At 67.2% G+C, this 26,283-nt stretch carries 21 protein-coding genes; 9 read left to right on the top strand and 12 right to left on the bottom strand.

Features of this window, described 5'->3' with window-relative positions; translation table 11 throughout:
• Nucleotides 1-61: 61 nt before the first annotated feature.
• Together AC13GF_RS13930 and queA are read right to left on the bottom strand one after the other, a co-directional pair.
• Nucleotides 62-1,159, bottom strand: a complete 1,098-nt coding sequence (locus tag AC13GF_RS13930) for an alpha/beta hydrolase (protein ID WP_483004993.1) — start codon at nt 1,157-1,159, stop codon at nt 62-64.
• 358 nt (nt 1,160-1,517) lie between these two features.
• A complete protein-coding gene (gene queA, locus AC13GF_RS13925) occupies nt 1,518-2,585 on the bottom strand; it encodes a tRNA preQ1(34) S-adenosylmethionine ribosyltransferase-isomerase QueA (RefSeq protein ID WP_483004992.1) in 1,068 nt (355 codons plus the stop codon).
• A 210-nt stretch (nt 2,586-2,795) separates the two neighbouring features.
• Here queA and AC13GF_RS13920 point away from each other — a divergent pair, with 210 nt between their 5' ends.
• Both AC13GF_RS13920 and AC13GF_RS13915 read left to right on the top strand, forming a co-directional pair.
• The gene (locus tag AC13GF_RS13920) at nt 2,796-4,292 is read left to right on the top strand and encodes an aminotransferase class III-fold pyridoxal phosphate-dependent enzyme (RefSeq protein ID WP_032128302.1); all 1,497 of its coding nucleotides are present in this window, start codon (nt 2,796-2,798) and stop codon (nt 4,290-4,292) included.
• A gap of 217 nt (nt 4,293-4,509) precedes the next feature.
• The gene (locus AC13GF_RS13915) at nt 4,510-5,103 is read left to right on the top strand and encodes an LOG family protein (RefSeq protein WP_049428514.1); all 594 of its coding nucleotides are present in this window, start codon (nt 4,510-4,512) and stop codon (nt 5,101-5,103) included.
• A gap of 19 nt (nt 5,104-5,122) precedes the next feature.
• Here the strand turns inward: AC13GF_RS13915 and AC13GF_RS13910 are convergent, their stop codons facing one another.
• Nucleotides 5,123-7,963 carry a bifunctional diguanylate cyclase/phosphodiesterase gene (locus AC13GF_RS13910; RefSeq protein WP_483004991.1) on the bottom strand — a complete coding sequence of 947 codons (2,841 nt, stop codon included), beginning with the start codon at nt 7,961-7,963 and terminating at the stop codon, nt 5,123-5,125.
• Between the two features lie 247 nt (nt 7,964-8,210).
• Between AC13GF_RS13910 and AC13GF_RS13905 the strand changes: the two genes are divergently transcribed.
• The 5 genes from AC13GF_RS13905 (at nt 8,211) to AC13GF_RS13885 (ending at nt 12,400) form a co-directional block, all read left to right on the top strand.
• A complete protein-coding gene (locus AC13GF_RS13905) occupies nt 8,211-8,729 on the top strand; it encodes an RNA polymerase sigma factor (RefSeq protein ID WP_229301232.1) in 519 nt (172 codons plus the stop codon).
• Nucleotides 8,726-9,733 (top strand): hypothetical protein, encoded by a 1,008-nt coding sequence (locus AC13GF_RS13900; protein ID WP_483004990.1) that lies wholly within the window; start codon nt 8,726-8,728, stop codon nt 9,731-9,733. Before AC13GF_RS13905 ends, AC13GF_RS13900 begins: the two co-directional genes overlap by 4 nt.
• Before the next feature lie 40 nt (nt 9,734-9,773).
• Nucleotides 9,774-10,370: an IMPACT family protein gene (locus AC13GF_RS13895; protein WP_483004989.1), complete on the top strand. Its 597-nt coding sequence runs from the start codon at nt 9,774-9,776 to the stop codon at nt 10,368-10,370.
• Nucleotides 10,363-12,135 (top strand): ABC transporter transmembrane domain-containing protein, encoded by a 1,773-nt coding sequence (locus AC13GF_RS13890; protein ID WP_483004988.1) that lies wholly within the window; start codon nt 10,363-10,365, stop codon nt 12,133-12,135. Before AC13GF_RS13895 ends, AC13GF_RS13890 begins: the two co-directional genes overlap by 8 nt.
• Nucleotides 12,136-12,205: 70 nt before the next feature.
• Entirely contained in the window at nt 12,206-12,400 is a 195-nt protein-coding gene (locus AC13GF_RS13885) for a hypothetical protein (RefSeq protein ID WP_010484482.1), read from the top strand.
• 270 nt (nt 12,401-12,670) lie between these two features.
• On the opposite strand, the gene AC13GF_RS13880 is transcribed toward AC13GF_RS13885, so the two are convergent.
• The 3 genes from AC13GF_RS13880 to AC13GF_RS13870 all read right to left on the bottom strand — a co-directional run bounded on the left by AC13GF_RS13880 (nt 12,671) and on the right by AC13GF_RS13870 (nt 16,569).
• Nucleotides 12,671-13,795: a prephenate dehydrogenase gene (locus tag AC13GF_RS13880; RefSeq protein ID WP_483004987.1), complete on the bottom strand. Its 1,125-nt coding sequence runs from the start codon at nt 13,793-13,795 to the stop codon at nt 12,671-12,673.
• Nucleotides 13,792-14,700, bottom strand: coding sequence for a pyridoxal kinase (gene pdxY, locus AC13GF_RS13875; RefSeq protein WP_180847154.1), 909 nt, complete (start codon nt 14,698-14,700; stop codon nt 13,792-13,794). Before pdxY ends, AC13GF_RS13880 begins: the two co-directional genes overlap by 4 nt.
• 669 nt (nt 14,701-15,369) lie before the next feature.
• Nucleotides 15,370-16,569, bottom strand: a complete 1,200-nt coding sequence (locus AC13GF_RS13870; RefSeq protein WP_483004986.1) for an MFS transporter — start codon at nt 16,567-16,569, stop codon at nt 15,370-15,372.
• A gap of 72 nt (nt 16,570-16,641) precedes the next feature.
• Between AC13GF_RS13870 and AC13GF_RS13865 the strand changes: the two genes are divergently transcribed.
• The gene (locus AC13GF_RS13865; RefSeq protein ID WP_483004985.1) at nt 16,642-17,439 is read left to right on the top strand and encodes an AraC family transcriptional regulator; all 798 of its coding nucleotides are present in this window, start codon (nt 16,642-16,644) and stop codon (nt 17,437-17,439) included.
• Nucleotides 17,440-17,441: 2 nt separating this feature from the next.
• Here AC13GF_RS13865 and AC13GF_RS13860 read toward each other — a convergent pair whose 3' ends face one another.
• The 5 genes from AC13GF_RS13860 to hrcA form a co-directional block, all read right to left on the bottom strand.
• Nucleotides 17,442-18,272, bottom strand: coding sequence for a hypothetical protein (locus AC13GF_RS13860; protein ID WP_483004984.1), 831 nt, complete (start codon nt 18,270-18,272; stop codon nt 17,442-17,444).
• 131 nt (nt 18,273-18,403) lie between these two features.
• Nucleotides 18,404-19,531, bottom strand: coding sequence for a molecular chaperone DnaJ (gene dnaJ / locus AC13GF_RS13855; RefSeq protein ID WP_483004983.1), 1,128 nt, complete (start codon nt 19,529-19,531; stop codon nt 18,404-18,406).
• Between the two features lie 154 nt (nt 19,532-19,685).
• Nucleotides 19,686-21,608, bottom strand: coding sequence for a molecular chaperone DnaK (dnaK, locus tag AC13GF_RS13850; RefSeq protein ID WP_057500812.1), 1,923 nt, complete (start codon nt 21,606-21,608; stop codon nt 19,686-19,688).
• Nucleotides 21,609-21,790: 182 nt separating this feature from the next.
• The gene (gene grpE, locus AC13GF_RS13845; RefSeq protein WP_126930179.1) at nt 21,791-22,306 is read right to left on the bottom strand and encodes a nucleotide exchange factor GrpE; all 516 of its coding nucleotides are present in this window, start codon (nt 22,304-22,306) and stop codon (nt 21,791-21,793) included.
• A 63-nt stretch (nt 22,307-22,369) separates the two neighbouring features.
• On the bottom strand, nt 22,370-23,434 hold the full coding sequence (gene hrcA / locus AC13GF_RS13840) for a heat-inducible transcriptional repressor HrcA (RefSeq protein WP_008266321.1): 1,065 nt from the start codon (nt 23,432-23,434) through the stop codon (nt 22,370-22,372).
• Nucleotides 23,435-23,549: 115 nt separating this feature from the next.
• On the opposite strand from hrcA, the gene recN reads away from it, so the two are divergent.
• A complete protein-coding gene (recN, locus tag AC13GF_RS13835; RefSeq protein WP_483004982.1) occupies nt 23,550-25,211 on the top strand; it encodes a DNA repair protein RecN in 1,662 nt (553 codons plus the stop codon).
• Nucleotides 25,212-25,332: 121 nt separating this feature from the next.
• On the opposite strand, the gene AC13GF_RS13830 is transcribed toward recN, so the two are convergent.
• Nucleotides 25,333-26,250: a LysR family transcriptional regulator gene (locus tag AC13GF_RS13830; RefSeq protein WP_483004981.1), complete on the bottom strand. Its 918-nt coding sequence runs from the start codon at nt 26,248-26,250 to the stop codon at nt 25,333-25,335.
• Nucleotides 26,251-26,283: the final 33 nt, after the last annotated feature.

Genomic DNA, 26,283 nt, shown 5'->3' with positions numbered 1-26,283 from the left:
ATAATTGTCTATTGTCCCCCAAAACCCGGCGCCGACGAACCCCACGACCTGTCTACGCCGTTCAGCGCCCCGCCCGCAGGCGCCAGCGCTGCGCCACGAGGTCGGCCAGGGCCTCCGCCTGGATCGAGTTCAGGATGTCGTTGTGGTCGGCCGAGACACTGTCTGCGCCTGCGATCACCCAGACCGGACGTTGCTGCATTGGCGCACAGCCCTGGCCCGGTATGGTCCGGGCGCGCAGAACGAAACGGCCATCGGCAAGCGTTGCGGTACAGGCGTCCAGCGGCGGTGGCGGACAGGCATCGGCCGTGGCGCAGACCCAGGCTCGATGGGTCTGGCGCTGACGGTCAAATCCAATGGGCGTGCCCCTGAACGCAATCCGGTAGCCCATACCGACGGCCTTGTCGCCCTGCGCCTGCAGCACCGTCACCTTTCGATGCTGGCGCAAAGCGTCCGCAGCCGTGATCGATACCGTTCCGGCAAACGCCGGTGACGCTGCCCACGCGGAGACCAGCGCCTGCTCGACCTCGTCGAACTCACGCTCGGCCACTGCCGGATTGAGCATGAAGTACTCAAAGCCATCCAACTGCTCCTGCACCAGGCCATCCTTGATGGCATGGAACAGGGCGGAGCCGCCGAAACTGTGGCCGATCATGTAGACCGCCCTCTCCGGATGCTGCTCGCGCAACAGGGCCACCACCTGCGCCAGCCCGTTCTCCCCTACCGTCACCGAGGCGTTCTTTCGATCCCAAACCGTCAGAAAGTCGCTCGGCTCCCAGGCCAGCGGGGTATCGTAGGAGTCACCACGCCACCCCACATAGAGCCCCCTCACCGGGGTTCCCGCCTTGGCCTCGACCTTGCCAAGGAATTCTTCAAAATCAGTGAAGTTGCTGTCATTGGGCGATGCGTTGTGGTGCCAGCCGTTGATGAAGACCACCACCGGGAGATCAACAGGTTCCGCCGCCAGCCAGCGCTGCAGGCGGTTGAACTGGCCCGGCCAATGGAAGCCCCCGGCATCATTGATCTCGATCACCATTCGCTCGCTGCGCGCAGGCAATGCGAGGGGACGGGCCTCATGCTCGGGCCAGTAGGCGACATCGGGCACGCTGGAACAGGACGAAAGGCCACACACGATCAGGCACAACCCGGCAATCCGGCGCATGAACGTTCTCCTTGGTGGGGCACTGGCCCCTCCCCGGGGTCTGCGCGATGCGATCCTAGCCCGCTGTCGCAGGCCTTGGACGACCGCCTGTCGGCGGGCTGCCCGCTTAATCCTGAAAAAAGCGACAAACCTCGCGGGGCGCGGTTTCACCTTCGTCGCCACTGGCCTTGGCGGGTGGTCACCACATCACTCGCAGTGCACCTTCTGCCGGGAAGAACGTTGGGATGCCATCCACGCATGGCGTGGATCTACTGATTCCAGCGGCAGTAGGGCCACGCCATGCGTGGCTTTCCGCCCATCCGGGTATCGGCAAGTGCGCACCAACGGTGCGCACCCACAACAAGCAGAGGCTGTGGCCCTACCCCGCCTGCGGGAACAGCAGCATCGCGTCGCCGTAGCTGAAGAAGCGGTAGCGCTGCTCGATCGCGTGCTGATAGGCCTCGAACACGCGCTCCTTGCCCGCGAACGCGGAGATCATCATCAGCAGCGTGCTTTCCGGCAGGTGGAAGTTGGTCACCATCGCGTCGACGCTGCGGATGCGGTAGCCGGGGGTGATGAAGATCTGCGTCTCGCCGGCGAACGGCAGCAGTTCGCCATCGCGCATCGCGCTTTCCAGCGCGCGCACCACGGTGGTGCCGACGCCGATCACGCGGCCGCCGGCGGCGCGCGTGCGCCGCACCTGCTGCACCAGTTCGGCGCCGACGTTCAGCCACTCGCGGTGCATCACGTGGTCCTTCAGGTCATCGGCGCGCACCGGCTGGAAGGTGCCCGCGCCCACGTGCAGGGTGACGTGGCCGAACTCCACGCCCTTGTCCTTCAGCGCGGCCAGCAGCGGCTCGTCGAAATGCAGGCCGGCGGTCGGCGCCGCCACCGCGCCCACTTCGCGCGCGAACACGGTCTGGTAGCGCTCGCGGTCGTCCACGCCCGGCTCGCGCTGGATGTACGGCGGCAGTGGCAGGCGGCCGGCATGCAGCAGCCATTGTTCCAGCGATTCCGGCACATGGAACTGCAGCACGTAGAACTCGCCATCGCGGCCCAGCACCTCGGCTTCGCCACCGGCATCCAGCGCGATGCGGCTGCCGGCCTTCGGCGACTTGCTGGCCCCCACCTGCGCGCGGGCCTGCTGGGCGCCGAGCAGGCGCTCGATCAGGATCTCCACGCGGCCACCGCTGGCCTTCTGCCCGAACAGGCGTGCCGGGATCACCCGGGTGTCGTTGAACACCAGCAGGTCGCCCGGCTGCAGCAGCGACGGCAGGTCGCGCACCTGCAGATCGGTGAAGGCATCGGGCGCCCGCGGTACCAGCAGCAGGCGGCTTGCGGAACGTTCGGCCAGGGGAGCCTGCGCGATCAGTTCAGCCGGCAGGTCGTAGTGGAAATCGGACTTCTTCAAGGCAGTGGGCGGCAACAGGTCGACAATGGCGCGCATTGTACGTCCAGCGTCTGCGAGCCGGCGTGCTTCGCGGCGAACGTCGCGCAAAATGCTGCTATGCAGCAGGTTTCTGCGGGGTTATCGCGCAAAAAAACAAGTGCTAGCATCGAGCCGGAAGTCCGCTGCACGAGCCCGCCCCAAGCGCGCGTGATGACGCGCGTTTTGCTTTTGAAGGCCCGTGCGACCCATTGTTTCAGGAGATCTGCAATGAGCTTCATCGAACGCCTCGCCCCCCTGCGCAACCAGCCCGGCACCCGCCTCACCTCCGGCCTGGACGATGCCACCCTGACCGCCCTGTCCGCCAACCACCCGCAGCTGATCGCCGCGGTGGACGCCGCCGCCGAGGAATTCGCGCGCGTGCAGGCCGACCTGGGGCCGCTGCTGGCGCAGGACGAACAGGCGCAGATCGACGCGATGCAGGACGGTTTCGTCAATTTCTACGCCGATGACGCAGTGACCCCGTACGTGGCACTGGCTGCGCGCGGCCCATGGGTGGTCACCCTGAAGGGCGCCGTGCTGTACGACGCCGGCGGCTACGGCATGCTCGGCTTCGGGCACACCCCGGATGCCGTGCTGGAGGCGATGGCCCGCCCGCAGGTGATGGCCAACATCATGACCCCCAGCCTGTCGCAGCAGCGCTTCATCACCGCCCTGCGTGCCGAGATCGGCCACCGCCGTGGCGGCTGCCCGTTCGCCCGTTTCATGTGCCTGAATTCCGGCTCCGAAGCGGTCGGCCTGGCCGCGCGCATCGCCGACGTCAACGCCAAGCTGCAGACCGACCCGGGTGCGCGCCACGCTGGTGCTGCGATCAAGCGCGTGGTGGTCAAGGGCAGCTTCCATGGCCGTACCGACCGCCCTGCCCTCTATTCGGATTCCAGCCGCAAGAGCTACATGCAGCACCTGGCCAGCTACCGCGGTGAGGACTCGGTGATCACCGTGGCGCCTTACGACGAGGCCGGCCTGCGCAAGGTGTTCGAGGACGCCGCGCGCAACCAGTGGTTCATCGAGGCGGTGTTCCTGGAACCGGTGATGGGCGAAGGCGACCCGGGCCGCTCGGTGCCGCCGTCGTTCTACGCCGTGGCCCGCGAACTGACCCGTGCGCATGGCAGCCTGCTGCTGCTCGACTCGATCCAGGCCGGCCTGCGTGCGCATGGCGTGCTCTCGGTGGTCGATTATCCGGGCTTCGAAGGCCTGGACCCGCCGGACATGGAGACCTACTCCAAGGCACTCAATGCCGCGCAGTACCCGCTGTCGGTGCTGGCGGTGACCGAGCATGCCGCGCAGCTGTACCGCAAGGGCATCTATGGCAACACCATGACCAGCAACCCGCGTGCGCTGGACGTGGCCTGCGCCACCCTGGCCCAGCTGACCCCGCAGGTGCGCGCCAACATCGCCGAGCGTGGTGCCGAGGCCGTGCGCAAGCTTGAACAGCTGAAGAACGAGCTGGGCGGGCTGATCACCAAGGTGCAGGGCACTGGCCTGCTGTTTTCCTGCGAGCTGGCCCCACAGTTCAAGTGCTACGGCGCCAACTCCACCGAGGAATGGCTGCGCCAGCACGGCATCAACGTGATCCACGGTGGCGAGAACTCGCTGCGCTTCACCCCGCACTTCGGCATGGACAGCGAGGAGCTGGACCTGCTGGTGGGCATGGTTGGCCGCGCCCTGCGTGAAGGCCCGCGCCGCGAGCAGGCCGCTGCGGCGTAAGTCTCGTTCATTGTAGAGTCGAGCTTGCTCGACTGCATTTCGTTCAGGCACCGCGACAGTCGAGCAAGCTCGACTCTACTGAACGAAGATCAGCCGAGCGCGGCTCGGCTCTACAGAAGGCCTCTCAAGGCCTCATAATCCACTGGCACCCCGTCCCTGACCGCCCTGCGGTCGGCGACGGGGCGTTTTCGTTTCCGGCCAAGAGACAGGAAGATCCATGAAATCGATCTGTGTGTACTGTGGTTCCAACGCTGGCAGCAAGCCGGCCTATACCGAACGCGCCATTGCACTGGGTGACCGCATCGCCCGCGACGGCCTGCGCCTGGTCTATGGCGGCGGCAATGTCGGCCTGATGGGAACCGTGGCCAATGCCGTACTCGCCGCCGGCGGCGAGGTGACCGGCGTGATCCCGCGCCAGCTGGCCGACTGGGAAGTGGCCCACCGCGGCCTGACCGAACTGGAAATTGTCGGTTCGATGCATGAGCGCAAGTCGCGCATGTTCGACCTCGCCGATGGCTTCGTCACCCTGCCCGGCGGCTTCGGCACCATGGAAGAGATCTTCGAGATGCTGACCTGGCGCCAGCTGGGCATCGGCAACAAGCCGTGCGCGTTCCTCGACGTGGAAGGTTTCTATGCCCCGTTGATCGGCATGATCGACCGCATGGTGGAAGAGCGCTTCCTGCACCCGGACCAGCGCCAGGATCTGTGGTACGGCTCGGACATCGAAGAGATGCTGGAGTGGATGAAGAACTACCAGCCGGCGCAGGCCTCGAAGTGGATCGACGAAAAGCGTCGCGCCGCCCTGCGTTGATGCAGCTGCACGCGGTGGCTCAGGCCGCCGCGTGCGACCACGGGGCGGGCCGCCCCAGCAGATAGCCCTGGCCGTAATCGCAGCCCAGTTCGCGCAGGGTCTGCCGCTGCGCCTCGGTCTCGATGCCTTCACCGATGGTCTCGATGCCCAGCGTGCGCGCCAGCGACAGCACGCCTTCGACCAGCGCCCGCGTGCTCTGCACTTCCGGCCCATGCAGGCCGGCGATGAAGCTCTGGTCGATCTTCAGCGTACTGATCGGGAAACGGTGCAGGTAGGACAGCGCGGAGAAGCCGGTACCGAAATCGTCCAGCTGCACCTGGATGCCGCGCTCGCGCAGGCCCTGCAGGATGCGCAGCGTGTGCGGGCCATCGTCCAGCAGCGCCACCTCGGTGATCTCCAGGCGCAGCCGCCGCGGATCGGCACCACATGCGTCCAGCAGGCCGAACAGGCGGCCGCTGAACCCGGCGGAACGGAAATGGCGCGGTGACACGTTCACCGAAACGTAGCTCTGCCCGCCTTCGGCAAGGCCGGCAATCACCTGTTCGTAGATCAGCCAGTCGACCTGCTCGATCAGGCCGCTTTCCTCGCCCAGCTCCAGGAACGCGCCCGGCAGCAGCAGGCCACGGCGCTCATGCTGCCAGCGCAGCAGCGCCTCGTGGCCGACCACCTCGCCATCGGACAGGCGCACGATCGGCTGGTAGAACGGCACGAAATCGCGGTTGTTGATCGCACGGCGCAGGTCGGCCTCCAGATCGAGGCTGCGCATGGCCTGCTCGCGCATGTCTTCGTCGAAGATCGCACAGCGGTCATGGCCCTGCGCCTTGGCCCGGTACATTGCCGCATCGGCATCGCGCAGCAGCTCTTCGCCGGTGCGGTAGCGCGGGTTCCACAGCGCGATGCCCAGGCTGCCGGACGGGAACAGTTCACGCCCGGCGATCCACATCGATTCCTGCAGCGCCAGCAGCAGGCGCTGGCCAAAGTCCAAGGCCTGGGCCAGGCCCTGCGGGCATTGCAGCAGCACCGCGAATTCATCGCCGCCCAGCCGGGCCACCACGTCCTCGGTACCGGCCATCGAAACGATGCGCTTGGCCACTTCCACCAGCATGCGGTCGCCGGCGGCATGGCCGATGCTGTCGTTGACCAGCTTGAAGCGGTCCAGATCGAGGAACAGCACAGCGAACACCGGGCCACCCTCACGCTTGGCCAGTGCCAGCGCATCCTGCAGGCGGTCCAGCAGGTGCAGGCGGTTGGGCAGGCCGGTCAGCGCATCGTGCATGGCCTGGTGGGTCAGCCGCTGTTCGGCACGCAGGCGCTCGCCGATCTGGCCGAGCAGCTTTTCGTTGACCTCGGCCAGTTCGCGCGTGCGCTCCTCCACGCGCTTCTCCAGCTCGGCATGCGCCGAGCGCAGCCGTTGCTGGTCGCGCTGACGGGCCAGGCCGGTTCCGATGTTCTGTGCGACGAAGGTCAGCAGGCGCTGGTCATGCACGCTGAAAATGCTGTTCTCACTGTAGCTCTGCACCACGATCGCGCCGACCACTTCGTCGTCGCGCAGCAGCGGCACGCCCAGCCAGCAGTGCGAACGCGCACCGGATTCACGCACTTCACCACTGGCCAGCAGCGCATCGATCTGCGCGCGTGACGCCAGCAGTGGCCGCCGGTTGCGCACCACATACTCGGTCAGGCCCCGGCTGAAGGGCCGTGGCGCGCGGCTGGCATTGTGCTCGTCCACCGAGTACACGAAGTCCAGGCCGTTGCCGGCCGGGTTGACCAGGGCGATGTAGAAATTGCGTGCGTCGAGCAGGCGCCCGACCACCCCATGCACCTGTCCGTAGAACTGCGCCAGGCTGTCGGCCGACATCGCCATCTCGGCGATGTTGTACAGGGCGGTCTGCAGCTGTTCGGCGCGGCGACGCTCGGCCACCTCGTCCTGCAGGCTGTGGTTGGCGCGCTGCAGTTCCTGGGTGCGCCGCTCCACCTGCTGCTCCAGCCGCACCTGCGCCTGGCGCCGGTCCATCGCGGTCTGCACGTGCTGCGCAACGAAGCCCAGCAATGCGCGCTCGGCCTCGCCATAGCGGGCCGCCTGTTCATAGCTCTGAACCACGATGGCACCGCATACGCGGCCATCGCGCAGCATCGGCACGCCCAGCCAGTCCAGGCTTTCGGGCCCACGCTGCGGGTCGTGCTCCTGTTCCATCACCTGCGCCAGCAGTTTGCGCGAGGGGCCACTGAGCGGCTTGCCATGGCGCAGCAACGCCACGGTCAGGCTGCGCGGCATCTCGCTGGCATCATGGCTCTGCGTGGGATCGGCGACGAAGTCATCGACCTGATCGGCGAAGTACAGGAAACGGATCTGGTCGCGCACATCGTCGTATTCCACGATGTAGCAGTTCTCGGCATACATCAGCGTGCCCAGCACACCATGCACGTGGCGCAGCATCTCGGGCATTTCCAGGTCGGCACCAGCCAGATCTGCAATCTGGAACAAGGCCTGCTGCAGCCGTTCGGCCTCTTCCAGCGCCTTGATCTGGCCGGCCTGGCGGCCGCGCTGCAGCGCCAGCTCCATCGCCTGCCGGGCAACCCCCCACCATGCCGGCGAAGGCACCGCGCCTTCCACCGACAACAGCAGGCGCGCACCATCATGTTCCCAGCCGTGCTGGCCATCGCCCACGCCTGGCGCTGCCGCATCACCTCCTGCAGCCGCCGTCGGCCAGGCCCCCTGGCCACGGCCAAGCTGCGGGTCATCCCAGCCGACGCGGACCACGGCCGTTTCCGGCAAAAGCGCATGCAACGCGCGCACCAGCGCCGTGCTCAGCACGGCCTCGTGTGGTGGCTCTTCCGCCGGTTCAGCATGCGTGGACAAATGACAATCTCTTGGCGCCGTCTGTGCGTCGCCTCCCCTGAGCCGCCGAGCATAGCGCGCCACCCGGGGGGCAATGGAAGCCCGTAAACCCCGAATCGTGCGCCCGTACGTTTTTCCTGCTGTCCGTAGCCCCTTCCGAGCCATGACCCTCGCCCTGCCCGCCACCGCCACCGGCTATGCGCCATCGCCTGCAGGCCTTACCCTGTACGCCGTGGAAGCCAGCGCACTGCCAACCGATGAAGCCTTGATGCTGGCCTGGGCCGGTGGCGACCTGCGCGCGTTCGAAAGCCTGTATGCGCGCCATCGCAAGCGCCTGTTCGGCTTCCTGCTGCGGCAACTGCGCGACAACGCGCTGGCCGAGGAGATCTTCCAGGACGTCTGGCAACGGGTGATCAGCGCCCGTGCCGGGTGGCAACCGGACGCGGCATTCAGCACCTGGCTGTTCCGCATCGCCCACAACCGCCTGAACGACCATTGGCGCGCCGCCCGCCACCGCCCGGCTGCCCCGGCCGATGCCGATCTGCGCCTGGCCGCGATCGAGGATGGGCAGACCCCGGAAGGTGAGCTTTCCGAATTCGAACAACGTCGCCGCATCCAGCTGGCGATGGAACAACTGCCGCCGGAACAGCGCGAAGTGCTGCAACTGCGGCTGGATCAGGAACTGAGCCTGGAGGAGATCGGCCAGATCACCGGCGTAGGCCGGGAAACCGTGAAATCGCGGCTGCGCTATGCGATGGACAAGCTGCGTGCGGGATTGAACGCATGAACCGAGACGAACCGCTGACGCCGGAAGAACGCGAGCTGGCCCGGCTGCTCGGCCGTCGCGCCGAGCAGGCACCGCCCACCGCACTGGACGCCGCCATCCTGGCTGCGGCCCGCGCTGCCGTGGACGCTCCGGCTGCCGATGCGGTCGCCTCTCCCGAGGCGCCGCGCACGCAGCGCACACGCCCGCGTTGGCCGGCGGTGTTCGGCATCGCCGCCTCGATGGTGTTCGCCATCGGCATCGCCTGGCAGCTGCGCCCGGAGCCGCCGCCGGTTCCGGCCGGTGAGGCCGCTGTTGCTGCGGCACCGGCTGCGGCAGAAGACGTTGCGGCTGCCGATCAGGCCGCTGACAGCAGTGCAGCCGACAGCGCGGTGGCGGCGGCGGAACCGGCCGCTGCGCCCGCAGCACCCGAGGCAACCCCTGTTGCCACTGCCCCGGCACCGGCCATCGCGCGCGCGCGCAAGCCTGCGTCGGCCGAGACCGCTGAAGCGCCGGCCCAGGCTGCACGATCGATGGCTGCAGATGCGGCCGCCGATACCTCCTTTGCGGCCCTTCCGCCCGCTCCGGCCGCAGCGCCGGCAGCAGCGCCGCCTGCGCCACCGGCACCCGCCGCCTACTCGGCACCGGCACCGGCACCGGCATTCGCGCCGGTAGCGTCCGGGGCGCTGAAAGCACGCACGGCCACAGCACCGGCAGCCAATGCCGCCGAAGTCGAGCGGGCGCAGGCGCTGGACCGGGTAGAAATCACCTCGATGAAGCGTGAGGCTCCCAGCCGTTCCGCACCGGGCATCATGCGCCGCGGCAGCGATGCGGGCCTGAGCGCGGATGCCGTGCAGGCCGAGGTGGACGCTGACGCACGACTGCCGCGCCGGCAGTGGCTGCAGAAGATCCGCACACGACGCGACGACGGCCAGCGCGATCTGGCCCGTGCCAGCCTGGAACGCTACATGCAGCAGTACCCGGAAGCACGCCTGCCGCGCGACCTGCACCCGCTGCTGGACGACTGAAGCGGACGGGAACACCCGGCAACCCCGTAGAATGACGGGAATGCTCGATACTCTCGCCCAGCCGGTCAGCCACACGCTGGAAGTCAAACACAGCCGTTTCATCGCCCATGCCGCGCCGATCGATGGCGCCGCAGCGGCGATGGCATTCATGCAGCAGGTTGCGGTGGCCGATGCCACCCACAACTGCTGGGCCTACCGGCACGGGCAGGACTATCGCTCCAGCGACGATGGCGAGCCGGCCGGCACGGCTGGACGTCCGATCCTGGCGGCGATCGACGGCCAGGGTTTCGACCAGGTGATGGTGGTGGTGACGCGCTGGTTCGGCGGTATCAAGCTCGGTGCCGGTGGCCTTGTGCGCGCCTACGGTGGCGCCGCCGCCGAGTGCCTGCGCACCGCCCCGCGCCTGCCTCTGGTGGCGATGGCCAGGCTGCAGCTGCTGGCCGGCTTCGACGACCTGGGTACCCTGCACGCCACCCTGCCCGTCTTCGGTGCCGAAAAGCGCGATGAACAGTTCGATGCCAATGGTGTGTGCCTGCGGATCGAATTGCCTGCCGATCAGGTCGACGCATTGAAAATCCGCCTGCGCGACGCCACCCGTGACCGTATCCGCATAGAAGACGACGACCAGGATGACTGACAAGGACGACGCCCCCGCTTCGACCCCGCCGCTGCGGCGCCTCGGCAGCCTGCGCACGCTATGGCCATTCGTACGCCGCCATAGCGGGCTGTTCACCGCCTGGCTGCTGGCCCTGGCGGTGTCTTCGGCCGCCACGCTGAGCCTGCCTCCGGCGGTGAAGCAGATGATCGATCACGGTTTCAGCAGCGGCGGCCAGATCAACCGCGCCTTCGCCCTGCTGATGCTGGTGGCGGTGGTGATGGCGTTGGGCACGGCCGCGCGCTTCTACTTCGTGTCGCTGCTCGGCGAAAAAGTCGTGGCCGACCTGCGCAGCCAGCTGTATGCCCACCTGATCCAGCTGGGTGCCGGCTTCCACGACCGCAGCCGCAGCGGAGAACTGGTCTCGCGCCTGACCGCGGACACCGAACTGCTGCGCAGCGTGGTCGGCTCGACCATGTCCGTAGCATTGCGCAGCACGGTCACCGTCATCGGCAGCCTGGCAATGCTGTTCGTCACCAGCCCGCGGCTGGCCGCATGGTCGCTGCTCGGCATTCCGCTGGCGGTGCTGCCCATCATCATCGGCGCGCGCAAGCTGCGCACGGTCGCACGCAACAGCCAGGACCGCATCGCCGATGCCAACAGCCTGGCCAGCGAGACGCTGGGCGCGGTGCGTACGGTGCAGGCACATGCACGCGAGCCGTACGAGCGCGGGCGCTTCGACAAGGCACTCGGTGATGCCATCGGTGCAGCACGCCGCCGCATCGGCGCACAGTCGCTGGTCACCGCCAGCGCCATCCTGCTGGTGTTCGGCGCCATCGTCGGTGTGTTGTGGCTGGGCGCGCACGACGTCATCGACGGCCGCCTCAGCGCCGGTACGCTGGGCCAGTTCGTGCTGTATGCATTGATCGGCGGCGGCTCGGTGGGCGCGCTGGCCGAAGTATGGAACGAGCTGCAGCGCGCGGCCGGCGGCATGGGCCGCATCGGCGAACTGCTGCAGGAAGACATCGAGATCCGCGCGCCGGCACAGCCGCACGCGCTGCCGCAACCGCTGCGTGGCGAGATCCAGTTCGACGACGTGGTGTTCCACTACCCGCAGCGACCGGACCAGGCCGCACTGGACCACTTCAACCTGCACGTGCGCCCCGGCGAGACCGTGGCGCTGGTCGGCCCTTCGGGGGCGGGCAAGAGCACGGTGCTTTCGATGCTGCTGCGCTTCCATGATCCGGCCAGCGGCCGCATCGACGTGGACGGCATCGACGTGCGCCAGGTCGACCCGGCCGAGCTGCGTGCGCAGCTGGCGCTGGTGCCGCAACAGCCGACGCTGTTCGCTGCCAGTGCCCGCGACAACATCCGCTATGGCCGCCTGCAGGCCAGCGACGCCGAAGTCGAGGATGCCGCACGTGCCGCCGAGGCCGATGGTTTCCTGCGCGCGTTGCCGCAGGGCTATGACAGTGAGCTGGGTGAGCGCGGTGCCCGCCTGTCCGGTGGCCAGCAGCAGCGCGTGGCGATTGCCCGTGCGCTGCTGAAGGATGCGCCGATCCTGCTGCTGGATGAAGCCACCAGCGCATTGGACGCGCAGAGCGAGCACAGCGTGCAGCAGGCGCTGGAGCGTCTGATGGCGGGCCGTACCACACTGGTCATTGCCCACCGCCTGGCCACCGTACTCAAGGCCGACCGCATCGTGGTGATGGACCAGGGCCGCATTGTCGCCGAGGGCACGCACGCGCAGCTGCTGGCCGAAGGCGGACTGTACGCTGAACTGGCACGCCTGCAGTTCATCGATTGATGACGTCCGGCTAACATCGGCGCGGCCAAGCTGGCCGCGCAACAGCAGCATCCGCTGAAGGAGGTGCACGATGTCGTTCCGTCAGTTCCCCGCCGTCGACAGCAACGGCGAAAGCCACATCATCATCGAGTTCAAGCCCGAAGCGAATGGCAGCGGGCACCATTCCGAAGCCACGCCACGCTACGAACTGGATGATGGACGGCCGCTGGTACGCGACGGCCGCGAGTTCACCACCAATGGCGGTGAGCTGAGGCTGACGATCTGAGGTTCGCCGGGCATGGCCCGGCGCTCCCGGATTTCGTACCGCTCCGCTGTGGTGGGTGTCGACCTTGGTCGACACGCCTTTTGCCTCTGGTAGGTGTCGACCTTGGTCGACACGCTTTTCGCCAAAGGCAGTCGAGCATGGCTCGACGCTACAGAAAAAGCATGGTCAATTTTTCGCCAAGCATCTTGACAACCTTTGCTACCAAGGTCTGAGCGAGGTTATCCACACCTTTACTCAGAAACCATCCACACCGCCTGTGGATGAATGTGCTCAGCCGAGCACCCGCCCGATGCCGCTGGCGTCCACCTGGGCCGCCGCCAGCGCGATCACCGCCTGGTCGCTGCCGGCCACGAATCCGATACGGAAATGCACCTCGCCCCCAGGTGTGCGTGAGGAATGGATCGATGCCAGGCTGATGCGGTGCTGCTCGAACACGTTCAGCAGCTCACGCAATGAGCCCGGCCGGTCTTCCGGCAAATGCACCGACAGCGCGTTGCGCTCGGTCAGGTCCGCCAACAGGTAACCCACGCGTTCGAACGTGTAGTTGCCGTGAGCCAGTGCCTGCTCGCCGAAGGCACCGCGATTGGCCAACAACAGCTGCTCACGGAATGCACCGCGTGCACTGTCGTCGCCCTGCCCGACCTGCGCCTGCAGGGCCTGCAGCTGGCCCACCAGCCGCTCCAGCATCGGCGCCACGTACGGGTTGCCGAACTGGATGTCCTCGTAGATCGCGGGGTTGAGCGACAGGATGCGCGAGATGATCGCCGTATCCAGCTCGAACGACGCCGAACGGTACGGCATCATCGCAGCCAGATCACCCAGCTGCTGCTGGTACTGGCGCAGCACACCTGCCTGGGCCAGGTGGGTGGCATGCACCATCGCCTGTACCAGCGCCATCATCTGGTCGTGGTGCTGCGGCGTGGCGCGCACGCATTCGGCCTGCAGTGCCGCGCACAGCGAGTCAACCCACGGCTGCCAGTGCTGCAGGCGCGCTTCGCAGACCACCATCACCCGGCCCTTCAGGGTCGGCGCCTTCGGCGGCGCGGTCATCGGATGCAGGCCGACCACTTCGGCCTGCGAGGCCAACATCGCCTGCACCGGCGCCTCCTTTACCGAGGTCACATCCAGCCACAGCCGATCCTGCTCGCGGCCGGCCGACTGCTGGACGTACTGCGCGATCAACGCCGGCGTGTGCCGGATCGGCGCCGAGAACACCAGCACATCGGCCTGCGCCAGCAGCTGTTCCGGCGTGTGCGAGTCCGGATCGGCCGGATCGTGGCCAATCACCTGCAGCTGCATGTGCTGCTGGAAGAAGCGGCTCAGCCAGCGCCCATAGGCGCCGGCGCTGCCGATGATGCCGACCGTGCGCGGCGTACGTTCGAGCAGGCCGCTCATGCCACGCGTTCGGCGCGGAAGCGCGTTCCTTCGGCCAGCGCCGCCGGCGCGGCGGCGATCACATCGAACTCCTCGAAGCCGTTGTCCAGGGTCGCCTCCAGCGCCGCGTGGGTGCCGGCAATCGCACGCGAGATCGCCTGCTGCATCGATTCGCCGCGCAACAGGAACGACACCACCAGCGACATCAGCACATCACCCGTACCTGCTACATCCACCGGCAGCAGGGGCGAGGTCCAGCGCCAGGTCTCCTCGCGACCGACAGCCAGGGTCACCAGTTCACCCGGGTTGCCGCCCACGCTGTGCGCGATCACCCAGTGCGGACCACGGTCCAGCAGCGTGCGTGCGGCGGCGATGGCATCGGCCTCGGCGAGCGCCGGCATGCCGGTCAGGCGATTCAGTTCAAAGGCGTTCGGGGTCACCAGCCAGGCATGCGGCAACAGGCGCTCGGCGAAGATCGCTTCCAGTCCCGGTTCCACGTAGGGACCGGTGTGGGTATCACCAATCACCGGGTCCAGGCAGTAACGCAACTGCGGGCAGGCCGGCAGGATCTCGTCCAGCCAGTCTGCGAAGGCGGCACCGTTGGCGGTGCTGCCGAAGTAGCCGGAGACGAGCATCTTCGCCCGCTGCGGCAGGCCGCGCTCATGGGTGCCCAGCAGCAGATCGGCGAACCAGTCGGCGGGCAGCACACGGCCGCGGGTGGTGTCGTAGAACGGCGCATTGCTCAGCAACACGGTCGGGATCTCCGCCACGCGCACACCAAGTGCGCGCATTGGCGGTACGGCGGCGCTGTTGCCGGCGTGGCCGTAGACAAGTTGCGACTGGACCGAGATGACATCGATCGGCGACGGGCCGTCGGGCCGCTGGCGGCGGCCGTGGACCAGGTGGTTATCAAGGGATTCGCTCATGGCCGCATTCTACGCCCAAGGGGGTTTTCGGCAGGGCTTGCAGCCCTGCACCTGCCGAAGCTTCAAGCAACGGCAAAGGCAAATGCCAAAGCGAGCTATCCGTGGGATGGCGGGGCGGTGTCGGAGTGCGGGGACGCCGTGAACCCGTCCATGGGGGCTTGGCCGCGGCATCCATGCCGCGGACACCCCGCACTCCGACACCGCCCCACCTTCGACAGGTTCACGCGGCTGTTGGTAACTGCGGCTGTTGTGCCGCACGGCTGTTGGTAGGTGTCGACCTTGGTCGACACATCTGTCAGATATCGAATGAATTCATCCACGCATGGCGTCGATCTACCGTGTCGACCAAGGTCGACACCCACCAGAGCAGAGTGCTGTTCCAACAGATCGCGGCCAACTGTCGAAGGCGGGGTGGGTCCGGTTGAGGGGGCGTGAGCCGCATGGGCCTGAGGCATGCCTCGGGCGGGTTGGGCAGGACGCCCAACCCCGGTCTTGCCGTGTGCGCAGGACAGCGCACACGAGCAAGCGGCGACCGAGCTTACATGGACGTACTTGCAGCGTCCCCCTCAACCGGACCCACCCCGCCAACCCACGGATAGCCCGCTTCTGCCGTTGACGTTGCCTCTGCGGGTGCAGGGCTGCAAGCCCTGCAAACCAAACCAAACCCCCTCAGTGAACAGCAGGCCGCGACGGTGGCAGCCACGCCGCGACGATACCCAGCAACGGCAGGAACGCGGTCAGCTGGTAGACGTACTCGATGCTGGTCTTGTCCGCCAGCAGGCCGAGCACGGCAGCACCGAGTCCCCCCATGCCGAAGGCGAAGCCGAAGAACAGACCGGACACCATGCCGATGCGGTGCGGCATCATTTCCTGTGCGTACACCACGATCGCCGAGAACGCCGACGACAGCACGAAACCGATCAGCACCGCCAGCACCGTGGTCCAGAACAGATCCGCATGCGGCAACATCAGGGCGAACGGGGCCACGCCAAGGATCGAGGTCCAGATGATCGGCTTGCGGCCGATGCGGTCTCCCAGTGGGCCACCGAGGAAGCCGCCGGCGGCGGACGCCACCAGGAACGCGAACAGATGCAGCTGCGCCTGCGCCACCGGAATGCCGAAGTGGTGGATCAGGTAAAAGGTGAAGTAACTGCCGATGCTGGCCATGTAGAAGTACTTGCTGAAGATCAGCACCAGCAGGATCGCCAGCACCTTGGCCACGGTGCGCGACGGATGCCGGGGGGCCATCGACGCGGTGCTGGCCGGGCGTGGCGCGCCCAGATGCAATGCGTACCAGCGACCAACATAGGTCAGCAATGCGATACCGATCAGGGCGGCGCCGGCAAACCACGATGCGGCGTGTTGGCCATACGGCACGATCACCGCAGCGGCAATCAGCGGGCCCAGCGCGGTTCCGAAATTGCCACCCACCTGGAACACCGACTGCGCGAAGCCATGGCGACCGCCCGAGGCCAGCCGCGCGATGCGCGAGGCCTCCGGATGAAAGATCGCCGAACCGATGCCGACCATTGCCGCGGCCAGCAGCACCATCGCGTAGTTCGGTGCGAAGCCGAGCAGCAGCATGCCGCACAGGGTCGAGGCCATGCCGATCGGCAGCGAGTACGGCGCCGGGCGACGGTCGGTGGCCATGCCGATCAACGGCTGGAAGATCGAGGCGGTGAGCTGGTAGGTCAGCGTGATCAGGCCGATCTGGGTGAAGCTGAGGTTGAAGCCGCCCTTGATCACCGGGTAGATGGCCAGGATCAGCGACTGCATCATGTCGTTGACGACATGCGAGGTGGAGATGGCGGCCAGCACGCCGGGGGCCACCGGGCGTGAGGTCGTTGCGGGAGAAGCCAGGGTCGACATGGACACAGTCAGGTTGGGGGCGAGCCACGCATGCTACGGTGACCTCCCCCTCCCTTCTGCCGCGTTCGGGTCATGGCATATCGCAAAAAGGACACCCCCTGCCCGATCCGCGAGACTGCACCGTGGAACGAGGTTCCGGTGCACCGCCCGGTGACCTGCCGCGCCCGCCACTACAAGCCCGGCACCCACATCGCGCCCCACCGCCACCGCCGTCACCAGCTGGTGTTCGCCATGTCCGGACTGATGGTGGTGCGTGCAGACGGCGGCCACTGGGTGGTGCCCTCGACCCGCGCGATCTGGGTGCCGGCCGGCATGGCGCACGCAGTGGACTGCATCGCCGAAGTACACATGCGCAGCCTGTACGTGGAACCGGACTTCGCGCCACAGCTGCCGGACGAGGCGTTCGCGGTACAGGTAGCCCCGCTGCTGCGCGAGCTGCTGCTGGCCGCCAGCCTGATCGAGACCGCGCATGTGGACGACAGCCGCGACGGCCGCCTGGTGCGCCTGCTGCTGGACGAACTGCACCGCATGGACGTGCTGCCGCTGCACCTGCCCTCGCCCACCGACCCGCGCCTGCAGCGGATCTGCCAGCACATCCAGAAGCACCCCGGCGACGATGCCACCCTGCAGGACTGGGCACAGGCGCTGCAGGTGGACGTGAAAACCATCCAGCGCCATTTCGCCAGTGAGCTGGGCATGACTTTCGGGCAGTGGCGGCAACAGGCGCGACTGCTGGCCGCGATGGAACGGCTGGCAGTCGGCGACAAGGTCATCGATGTCGCGCTGGCGATGGGTTACGACAGCCCAAGCGCGTTCACCAGCATGTTCAAGCGGCAGCTGGGGCAGACACCGGCGGCGTTTTTCCGATGATGCTAACGGTCCGCGGGCACATGCGGATCACGCACCAGCCGGAACTCCCAAGTGTCATTGAACATCGGGCCGTAGTGCAAAGGCAGTACATCACGAGGCACACGCGCCTGCGTGGGAGGCGCGTCCACCCGGCAGCCGTCGGGCCGCTGGAAACCAATCAGTTCGGTGACAATCAGATTGGGGCTTTCGGTCTCGGCAGACAGATGGGCGGCATAGCCAGGATGAGCAGTGATGCTCCGCCGCAGCACGACCCGCCCAACGCTTGGCGCGTACCAGCTGATGCTGCGCTCCAGCCCCTCCGCCACCCCATTGCCTGCCAGGCGCATGTCCTTCATGTCATCCGAATGCGGATTGGACTTGCGCCAATGCGCATCGCGCTCGATCCGATAGGCGTTTACGTCACCCAGCGCGGTGCGCACCGTTTCGATGGCCACCACACGGCTGCTGGCCTGCTCTTGGTAGTCATAGCGATACCGGCCAAAGGGCGCGCGTATCTCGCCCGGCTCCTCGAATCTGTCCTGCCACTGGGCTCCGACGGATAACGGAAAGTGCAGCAGGATCTTTTCCCCTTTGCGTAGCGGATTCACGTCTGCGTAGCTCTCCCGCCACTCATGCCGCACGGACACGCCGGCCATCGCGAGCGTCAGCTGCTGCGGTTCCGCAGCCTCCAGCTGCATCGTGAGTGTCGGATGCGAAGCGCCGACGGAATAGGTCCAGCGCGTGCCGGGCAAAGGTGCCGGAGCGGGTTGTGGATCGACGAACGGCTCATCGAACACGCAGGCAGGCGCCGCCGAGACGTGGGATGCAGTCAACGCTGCGATCAGCATCGACATGCCGATGGCCCTCCGCCAGAGCAGTCTCTTCCAGATAAAGCGATTCATGCTTCCATTGTAGGAGGCAGGCATCGCAGAAACGAAAACGCCGGGCAGAGCCCGGCGTTTTCGTTGCACACCCACCTGAAGATTCAGGACGTCATCCGGTCCCAGAAGCCCTTCACGCCATCCATGAAGGTGGCGGACTTCGGCGAATGCTTGCGCGCTTCCTCGCCGACGAAGGTGGCTTCGAACTGTTCCAGCAGCTTGCGCTGGTCGTTGGTGAGGTTGACCGGAGTCTCCACCACCACGCGGCAGTACAGGTCACCTTCGCTGCGGCTGCGCACCGAGCGCACGCCCTTGCCACGCAGGCGGAACAGCTTGCCGGTCTGGGTCTCGGCCGGGATGCGGATCTCCGCCTCGCCGCCCAGGGTGGCCACGCGCACGGTGTCGCCCAGTGCCGCCTGCGAGATGCGGATCGGCACTTCGCAGTGCAGGTCATCGCCATCGCGCTGGAAGATCGCATGCTCGCGCACGCGCACTTCCACATACAGGTCGCCCGGCGGCGTACCGGCCGGACCGGCCTCGCCTTCGCCCTGCAGGCGGATGCGGTCGCCGGTATCGACACCGGCCGGCACCTTCACCGACAGCACCTTGTCTTCCTCGACACGGCCGTTGCCGTGGCAGGTCTTGCAGGGCTTGGCGATGATCTGGCCACGGCCACCGCAGTTGTGGCAGGCCTGCTGCATGGCGAAGATGCCGCGCTGGATGCGCACCTGGCCGCGGCCATGGCACACGTTGCAGGTCTCGACCTTGCCGTCCTCGGAGCCACTGCCATCGCAGTCGCCGCACTCGGCCAGGGTCGGGATCTCGATCCGGCGCTCGACGCCGCGCACGGCTTCTTCCAGGTCCAGCTCCATCACGTAGCCGATGTCGGCACCGCGACGGGCCTGGCGCGGACCACCGCCGCCGCCACCAAAGATGTTGCCGAAGATATCGCCGAAGATATCGTTCATGTCCGGGCCGCCCGGACCGCCGCCACCGCCCATGCCGTGCTCGAACGCGGCGTGGCCGTGGCTGTCATACATGCGGCGCTTGTTGCCGTCGGACAGCACTTCGTAGGCTTCCTTGCACTCCTTGAAGGAGGCTTCGGCCGCCGCATCACCCGGGTTGCGGTCCGGGTGGAACTTCATCGCGCAGCGACGGTAGGCCTTCTTCAGCTCTTCGTCGTTGGCGGTGCGGGCAACGCCCAGCACTTCGTAGTAATCGCGCTTGCTCATATCGTGAATCTGGTTCCGGAAAGTCGGGATTCGTCAAAGCGGAAGAGCGGAACCAGGTCCGCTCTTGCGTCGGGCGCCCCGACACGCCGGTGGGCGGTCAGGACCCTGATGCGACAACGGGACGCTGATGGCCAGCGTCCCGTGTCGGTCCGGATCAGGACTTCTTGTCGTCCTTGACTTCGGTGAACTCGGCGTCGACCACGTCGTCCTGCGCCTTGCCGGCATTGCCGGCGTCGGCACCCGGGGCACCGCCCTGGTCGGCCGAAGCAGCGGCGAACAGCGACTGGCCAGCTTCTTCCAGCGCCTTCGACTTGGCTTCGATCTGTGCCTTGTCGTCACCCTTCATCGCGGTTTCCAGGTCGGCCAGGGCCGCCTCGACCTTGCCGATGACATCGCCACCGACCTTGCTGCCGTGCTCGGTGATCGCGCTGCGGGTGCCGTGGATCAGGGCATCGGCCTGGTTACGGGCCTGCACCAGTTCCTGGAACTTCTTGTCTTCTTCGCGGTTGGCTTCCGCGTCGGCGACCATGCGCGCGATCTCTTCCTCGGACAGGCCCGAACCGGCCTTGATCTCGACCTTCTGTTCCTTGTTGGTCTTCTTGTCCTTGGCCGACACGTGCAGGATGCCGTTGGCGTCGATGTCGAAGGACACTTCCACCTGCGGCAGGCCACGCGGGGCGGGCTCGATGCCGGACAAGTCGAACTTGGCCAGCGACTTGTTGAAGCGGGCCTGTTCGCGCTCACCCTGCAGCACGTGCACGGTCACCGCCGACTGGTTGTCCTCGGCGGTGGAGAACACCTGCGAGGCCTTGGTCGGGATGGTGGTGTTCTTCTCGATGATCTTGGTGAACACGCCACCCATGGTCTCGATGCCCAGCGACAGCGGGGTCACGTCCAGCAGCAGCACGTCCTTGACGTCGCCGCCCAGCACGCCGCCCTGGATCGCAGCACCCAGTGCCACGGCTTCGTCCGGGTTGACGTCCTTGCGCGGTTCCTTGCCGAAGAACTCGGTCACCGCCTGCTGCACCTTCGGCATGCGGGTCTGGCCGCCGACCAGGATCACTTCACTGATGTCGCTCGAACGCAGGCCGGCATCGTTCAGGGCGACGCGGCACGGCTCGATCGACTTCTTGATCAGGTCTTCCACCAGCGCTTCCAGCTTGGCGCGGGTCAGCTTGATGTTCAGGTGCTTCGGACCCGAGGCGTCAGCGGTGACGTACGGCAGGTTCACTTCGGTCTGCTGGGCGCTGGACAGCTCGATCTTGGCGCGCTCGGCAGCATCCTTCAGGCGCTGCAGGGCCAGCGGATCCTTGCGCAGGTCGATGCCCTGGTCCTTGTTGAACTCTTCAACCAGGTACTCGATGACGCGGTTGTCGAAGTCTTCGCCGCCCAGGAAGGTGTCGCCGTTGGTGGCCAGCACTTCGAACTGCTTCTCGCCGTCGACGTTGGCGATCTCGATCACCGAGACGTCGAAGGTGCCGCCGCCCAGGTCGTACACCACGATCTTGCGATCCTTGTTGTCGCCCTTGTCCAGGCCATAGGCCAGCGCAGCCGCGGTCGGCTCGTTGATGATGCGCTTGACGTCCAGACCGGCAATGCGGCCGGCGTCCTTGGTCGCCTGGCGCTGGCTGTCGTTGAAGTAGGCCGGCACGGTGATGACCGCTTCGGTGACCTTCTCACCGAGGAAGTCCTCGGCGGTCTTCTTCATCTTTTCCAGCACCTTGGCCGAGATTTCCTGCGGGGCCATCTTCTTGCCGTCGCTGGTCGACACCCAGGCATCGCCGTTGTCATGGGCCAGGATGCCGTACGGGACGTGGGCGATGTCCTTCTGCACTTCGGCGTCGGTGAACTTGCGGCCGATCAGGCGCTTCACCGCGTAGAAGGTGTTCTTCGGGTTGGTGACAGCCTGGCGCTTGGCCGAGGCGCCGACCAGGACTTCGCCGTCCTTGGTGTAGGCGACGATCGACGGGGTGGTGCGATCGCCTTCCGAATTCTCGATGACGCGGGCCTTGCCGCCGTCCATGATCGCCACGCACGAGTTGGTGGTGCCGAGGTCGATACCAATGATCTTGCCCATGGGGGAGACTCCTGAGGATGCTTGTTGGGGTCAGTCCGGCCGCTCGGCCGGTGGATGAATACGATGTGGGGGAGGCTCGTGGAACATTCAAGCCATCTCCCGAACGCTGTGTTCAGCGCCTGGAAAACCTTGCCAGGCATGGCCTGGCACGACCGGGGCCGGGCATCACCCGGCCCGGCCGATCAATCGGCGGCCACCACCACCAGCGCCGGCCGCAGCAGGCGCTCGTTGAGCAGGTAGCCCTTCTGGAACACGGTCACCACGCTGCCCGGGGCGGCGCCCGGGGCCGGCACCTGGCTGATGGCCTGGTGGTGTTCCGGGTTGAACGGCTGGCCGGTCGGGTCCAGCAGGACCAGGCCATTGTCACCGGCCACCTTCAGCAGCTGCTTGTAGGTCAGCTCCAGGCCTTCGCGCAACGGGTGGGCGTCGTCGCCGGCGGCCTTCAGGCCGGCATCCAGGCTGTCGAATACCGGCAGCAGCTCGCCGAGCAGCTTCTCGTTGGCGAACTTGCGGGCCTGCTCGATGTCGCGGGCAACGCGCTTGCGCTGGTTCTCCAGGTCGGCGCGCTCACGCAGCGCATCGGCCTTGACCTGTTCAACTTCAGCGCGCAGGCGCTCCACTTCGTCGTTGACGCCGGCGGCGGCGGCCGCATCGGCGGCACTCTGCTGGGATTCGATATCTGGATGTTCGTGGTTCATGTCTGGGTCCCTGGCGGTCAATCTCCGCCTCCACCCACCCTAGTGTGGGCGGGATGCTGCGTTTCAAGCGTCGGATGTTCCGGGAGTGCGCCCGGCCGGTGAAAAGGCCGCGCCGAGCACATCGGCGGTGGCCTGGACCAGCGGGATCATGCGGTCGTAGGCCATGCGCTTGGGGCCGATCACGCCCAGCACACCCAGCACCTGGCCATTGGCGGTGTACGGGGCGGTGACCAGCGAGACGCCCTGCAGCGGCATCATCCCGGTCTCCTCGCCGATGAAGATGCGCACGCCGGGAGCCTGGATGGTCCGCTCCAGCAGCTGCAGGATCTCGCGCTTGCTGGAGAACAGCTCGAACAGCTCGCGCAGGCGCTCCAGGTCGGACAGGTCCTGCACCCCCATCAGACGGGTCTGGCCGGCCACCAGCATGTCGTCGGCCGCCGGCTGCAGGGCCTGCTCGGCCAGCTCGATGCTGTGCGCCAGCAGCTGCTCCAGCTCGGAACGGGCGTCGCGCAGCTCCAGCAGCAGGCGGGTGCGGATCTCGGCCATCGGCAGGCCGGCGAAATGGGCATTGAGGTAGTTGGCGACCTGCTCCAGCTGGCCCGGCGCGAACTCCTGGCGGGTCTCGATGACCCGGTTCTGCACCTCGTTGTCGGCAAACACCAGGATCGCCAGCACCCGGCGCCCGTCCAGCGCCACGAAATCGATCTGGCGGAAGGCGAACTGCTCGCGCCGCGGCGCGCTGACCACGCCGACGAAGTGGCTCATCGCCGACAGCAGCTCCGAGGCGCTGCCGAGCAGGGCCTGGGTACTGCCGCCGCCGGCCAGTTCCTGGCGCAACCGGGCCAGCTCGCCCTCGCCCGGCGGCTGCATCTGCAGCAGGCTGTCGACAAACACCCGGTAGCCGTGTGCGGTCGGGATGCGTCCGGCCGAGGTGTGCGGCGACGCCAGCAGCCCCAGGTCTTCCAGGTCGCCAAGGATGTTGCGGATGGTGGCCGGGCTGACCTCCAGGCCGGCCACGCGCGCCAGCGTCTGCGAGCCGACCGGCTCACCGTCCTGGATGTAACGCGCAATCAGCGTGCGCAGCAGATGGCGCGCACGTGGGGCAAGCTGGTCGGGAGAACCGTGCATGGAATCAACCTGTGAGACACGGACACTAGATAATGGCGGCGCATCACCTTGGCAAGTCATTGGACCTCCCTCGCGCGCGTGCTAGCGTTGCGCGGCTGCTGATACCCCCTTACCCATGCTCAGACATCTTTCGATCAAGGATTTCGCCGTCGTCCGCGCCACCGAACTGGAGTTCGGGCCAGGCATGACCGTGGTTTCAGGCGAGACCGGCGCCGGCAAGTCGCTGATGGTCGACGCGCTGGGCTTCCTGTCCGGCCTGCGCGCCGACAGCGGCGTGGTCCGCCACGGCGCCGCGCGCGCCGAGCTTTCGGCCGAGTTCGCGCTGGACCAGCTGCAGGCCGCGCGCCAGTGGCTGGCCGACAACGAACTGGACGACGAAGAACAATGCCAGCTGCGCCGCGTGATCCGTGCCGACGGCGGTTCGCGGGCGTGGATCAATGGCCGCCCGGTGACCCTGGCCCAGCTGGGCGACCTGGCCTCGTTGCTGGTGGAGATCCACGGCCAGCACGAACAGCAGGCCCTGCTGACGCGCCCGTCGCAGCTGGCCCTGCTGGACGCCTATGCCGGCAACGAAAACGAGCGTCGCCAGGTACGCCGCGCCGCGGCAGCCTGGCAGGCGCTGGTCGATGAATCTCTGGCACTGTCGCAACAGGGCGACGTGAGTGACCGGATCGGCTTCCTGGAACACCAGCTGCGCGAGCTCGACCGTGAAGACCTTGAGCCGGAGTCGATCGTGGCACTCGGTGCCAGCCACCGTCGCCAGGCCCATGCCAGCGCCCTGCTGAGCGCCTGTCAGGCGGCCAGCAACCAACTCAACGGCGATGACGGCAGCTCCGCGCTGGACCTGCTGCAGCAGGTGCGCCACGAGCTGTCGCGCCTGATCGAACACGACCCGCGCCTGGGCGAGGTGGACGGCCTGATCGAGAATGCCTCGATCCAGTTGCACGAAGCCCTGTCGCTGTTGGACCGCGTGCACGACGACCTCGACGCCGACCCGGAACAGTTCGAGGAGAACGAGCGCCGCCTCGGCCGCCTGCACGACCTGGCTCGCAAGCACCGCGTGCCGATGGACGAGCTGGGCGCGCAGCGCGAGCGCATGCACGCCGAAGTGGAGCAGCTGCGCGGCGCCGACGAACGCCTGCAGCGCCTGGCCGGCGAGATCGACAAGGCCGCCGCCGCCTGGCGCGTGCAGGCCGAGGTACTGAGTGCGAGCCGCCGCAAGGCTGCGGCCGAGCTGTCGGCCACCACCACCGGCATCATCGCCGAGCTGGGCATGGGCGGCGGCCAGTTCCTGATCGAACTGGAACCACAGGACGCCGGCAAGCCGGACCCACAGGGTGCCGAGCGTGTGGAGTTCCTGGTGGCGGCCAACGCCGGCCAGCCGCCGCGCGCCCTGCGCAAGGTGGCCTCGGGCGGTGAACTGTCGCGCATTTCGCTGGCCATCGAAGTGGCCGCGCTGGACCTGGATGCGGTGCCGACCATGGTGTTCGACGAGGTCGACTCCGGCATCGGCGGCGCAGTGGCTGACATCGTCGGCCAGAAGCTGCGCGCCCTCGGCGAGAAGCGCCAGGTGCTGTGCGTGACCCACCTGCCGCAGGTCGCTTCCAAGGGCCATGCCCATTACCGGGTCAGCAAGGCCCCGGTGGAAGGCATGACCCAGAGCGCGGTGGAAAAGCTGGACAGCAAGGCGCGCGAGGAAGAGCTGGCGCGCATGCTGGGCGGCGTGGAAGTGAGCAAGGAAGCGCGCGCCGCCGCACGCAAGCTTCTGCAGGTGTAACGCCTGTTCGCGGTTATCCACGCATGGCGTGGATCTACAACGCACGCGGTAGTGCCGGCCGCTGGCCGGCACCCCGATGCGGGTGGGCGAAGATCGTGAGGTTGCCTGCCAGCGGCCGGCACTACCCCCGTGGCTGCGTCAGGTCGACGTTCTCCACCAGGAAATCAAGAAACGCGCGCACCCGCAGCGGCAGGTAGCCACCCTGCCCCAGGAACACCGCGTGCACCTCTTCCAGGTCACCGGGATTGGCCTCCTCCAGCACCGGCAGCAGGCGCCCGGCGGCGATGTCCTCCTGCACCTGGTAGGTCGCCAGCCGCGCCATGCCCAACCCGCCCAGCACCAGCTGCCGCAGCGCGTTGCCGTTGCTGGCGCGGGCGTTGCCGCTGGGCAGCACCATCCGCTCGCGTCCGTCCTGCAGCAGCGGCCAGCCCTGCATCGCCCGGGCATGGCCGATATCCAGCCGATTGTGTGACTGCAGCTCCTCAGCGTTGCGCGGCAGTCCATGCCGCTGCACGTAGGCCGGCGCGGCCACGATCATCATCCGCGTCGCGCCCAGCCGCCGCGCCACCAGGCTGGAGCTCTTCAGTGGACCGGCGCGTACTGCCACATCGGTACGTTGCTCCAGCAGGTCGATCACCTCGTCGTTGAGGGTCAGGTCCACGCCCACCTGTGGGTTGCGCTCCAGGAACGCGGGCAGCAGCGGCAACAGGAAGTGCTGGCCGAACGGCACGTTGGAATTGACCCGCAGGCGCCCGCGCGGCTCGGCATGGGCACTGGCGCAGCGCTCGGCCTCCTCCAGGTCGGCCAGCACGCGCAGGCCGCGCTCGTAGAACGCACAACCTTCCGGGGTCAACTGCAACTGGCGGGTGGAGCGCTGCAGCAGGCGCGTGCCCAACCGCTGCTCCAGCCGGGCCACCAGCTTGCTCACCGCCGAGGGCGTCATGTCCAGCGTGCGGGCGGCGGCGGAGAAACCACCGGTCTCGATGACCCGCACGAATACTTCCAGTTCGCCGGATCGGTTGATGTCGGGTCGCGCCATGGCGATGAATCCAGTTCACAGATGATTGTCCAT

The organism is Stenotrophomonas sp. 22LJNL06-5-1, from assembly GCF_056861455.1.
Note: the sequence above shows the minus strand (reverse complement) of the source record. Positions and strands in the feature narration are given on the sequence as shown.

Coding starts and splice junctions, on each gene's coding strand:
- AC13GF_RS13930 (WP_483004993.1), bottom strand. CDS start 1,159: ATGCGCCGGATTGCCGGGTTGTGCCTGATCGTGTGTGGCCTTTCGTCC.
- queA (WP_483004992.1), bottom strand. CDS start 2,585: ATGCGCGCCATTGTCGACCTGTTGCCGCCCACTGCCTTGAAGAAGTCC.
- AC13GF_RS13920 (WP_032128302.1), top strand. CDS start 2,796: ATGAGCTTCATCGAACGCCTCGCCCCCCTGCGCAACCAGCCCGGCACC.
- AC13GF_RS13915 (WP_049428514.1), top strand. CDS start 4,510: ATGAAATCGATCTGTGTGTACTGTGGTTCCAACGCTGGCAGCAAGCCG.
- AC13GF_RS13905 (WP_229301232.1), top strand. CDS start 8,211: ATGCTGGCCTGGGCCGGTGGCGACCTGCGCGCGTTCGAAAGCCTGTAT.
- AC13GF_RS13900 (WP_483004990.1), top strand. CDS start 8,726: ATGAACCGAGACGAACCGCTGACGCCGGAAGAACGCGAGCTGGCCCGG.
- AC13GF_RS13895 (WP_483004989.1), top strand. CDS start 9,774: ATGCTCGATACTCTCGCCCAGCCGGTCAGCCACACGCTGGAAGTCAAA.
- AC13GF_RS13890 (WP_483004988.1), top strand. CDS start 10,363: ATGACTGACAAGGACGACGCCCCCGCTTCGACCCCGCCGCTGCGGCGC.
- AC13GF_RS13885 (WP_010484482.1), top strand. CDS start 12,206: ATGTCGTTCCGTCAGTTCCCCGCCGTCGACAGCAACGGCGAAAGCCAC.
- AC13GF_RS13880 (WP_483004987.1), bottom strand. CDS start 13,795: ATGAGCGGCCTGCTCGAACGTACGCCGCGCACGGTCGGCATCATCGGC.
- pdxY (WP_180847154.1), bottom strand. CDS start 14,700: ATGAGCGAATCCCTTGATAACCACCTGGTCCACGGCCGCCGCCAGCGG.
- AC13GF_RS13870 (WP_483004986.1), bottom strand. CDS start 16,569: ATGTCGACCCTGGCTTCTCCCGCAACGACCTCACGCCCGGTGGCCCCC.
- AC13GF_RS13865 (WP_483004985.1), top strand. CDS start 16,642: ATGGCATATCGCAAAAAGGACACCCCCTGCCCGATCCGCGAGACTGCA.
- AC13GF_RS13860 (WP_483004984.1), bottom strand. CDS start 18,272: ATGTCGATGCTGATCGCAGCGTTGACTGCATCCCACGTCTCGGCGGCG.
- dnaJ (WP_483004983.1), bottom strand. CDS start 19,531: ATGAGCAAGCGCGATTACTACGAAGTGCTGGGCGTTGCCCGCACCGCC.
- dnaK (WP_057500812.1), bottom strand. CDS start 21,608: ATGGGCAAGATCATTGGTATCGACCTCGGCACCACCAACTCGTGCGTG.
- grpE (WP_126930179.1), bottom strand. CDS start 22,306: ATGAACCACGAACATCCAGATATCGAATCCCAGCAGAGTGCCGCCGAT.
- hrcA (WP_008266321.1), bottom strand. CDS start 23,434: ATGCACGGTTCTCCCGACCAGCTTGCCCCACGTGCGCGCCATCTGCTG.
- recN (WP_483004982.1), top strand. CDS start 23,550: ATGCTCAGACATCTTTCGATCAAGGATTTCGCCGTCGTCCGCGCCACC.
- AC13GF_RS13830 (WP_483004981.1), bottom strand. CDS start 26,250: ATGGCGCGACCCGACATCAACCGATCCGGCGAACTGGAAGTATTCGTG.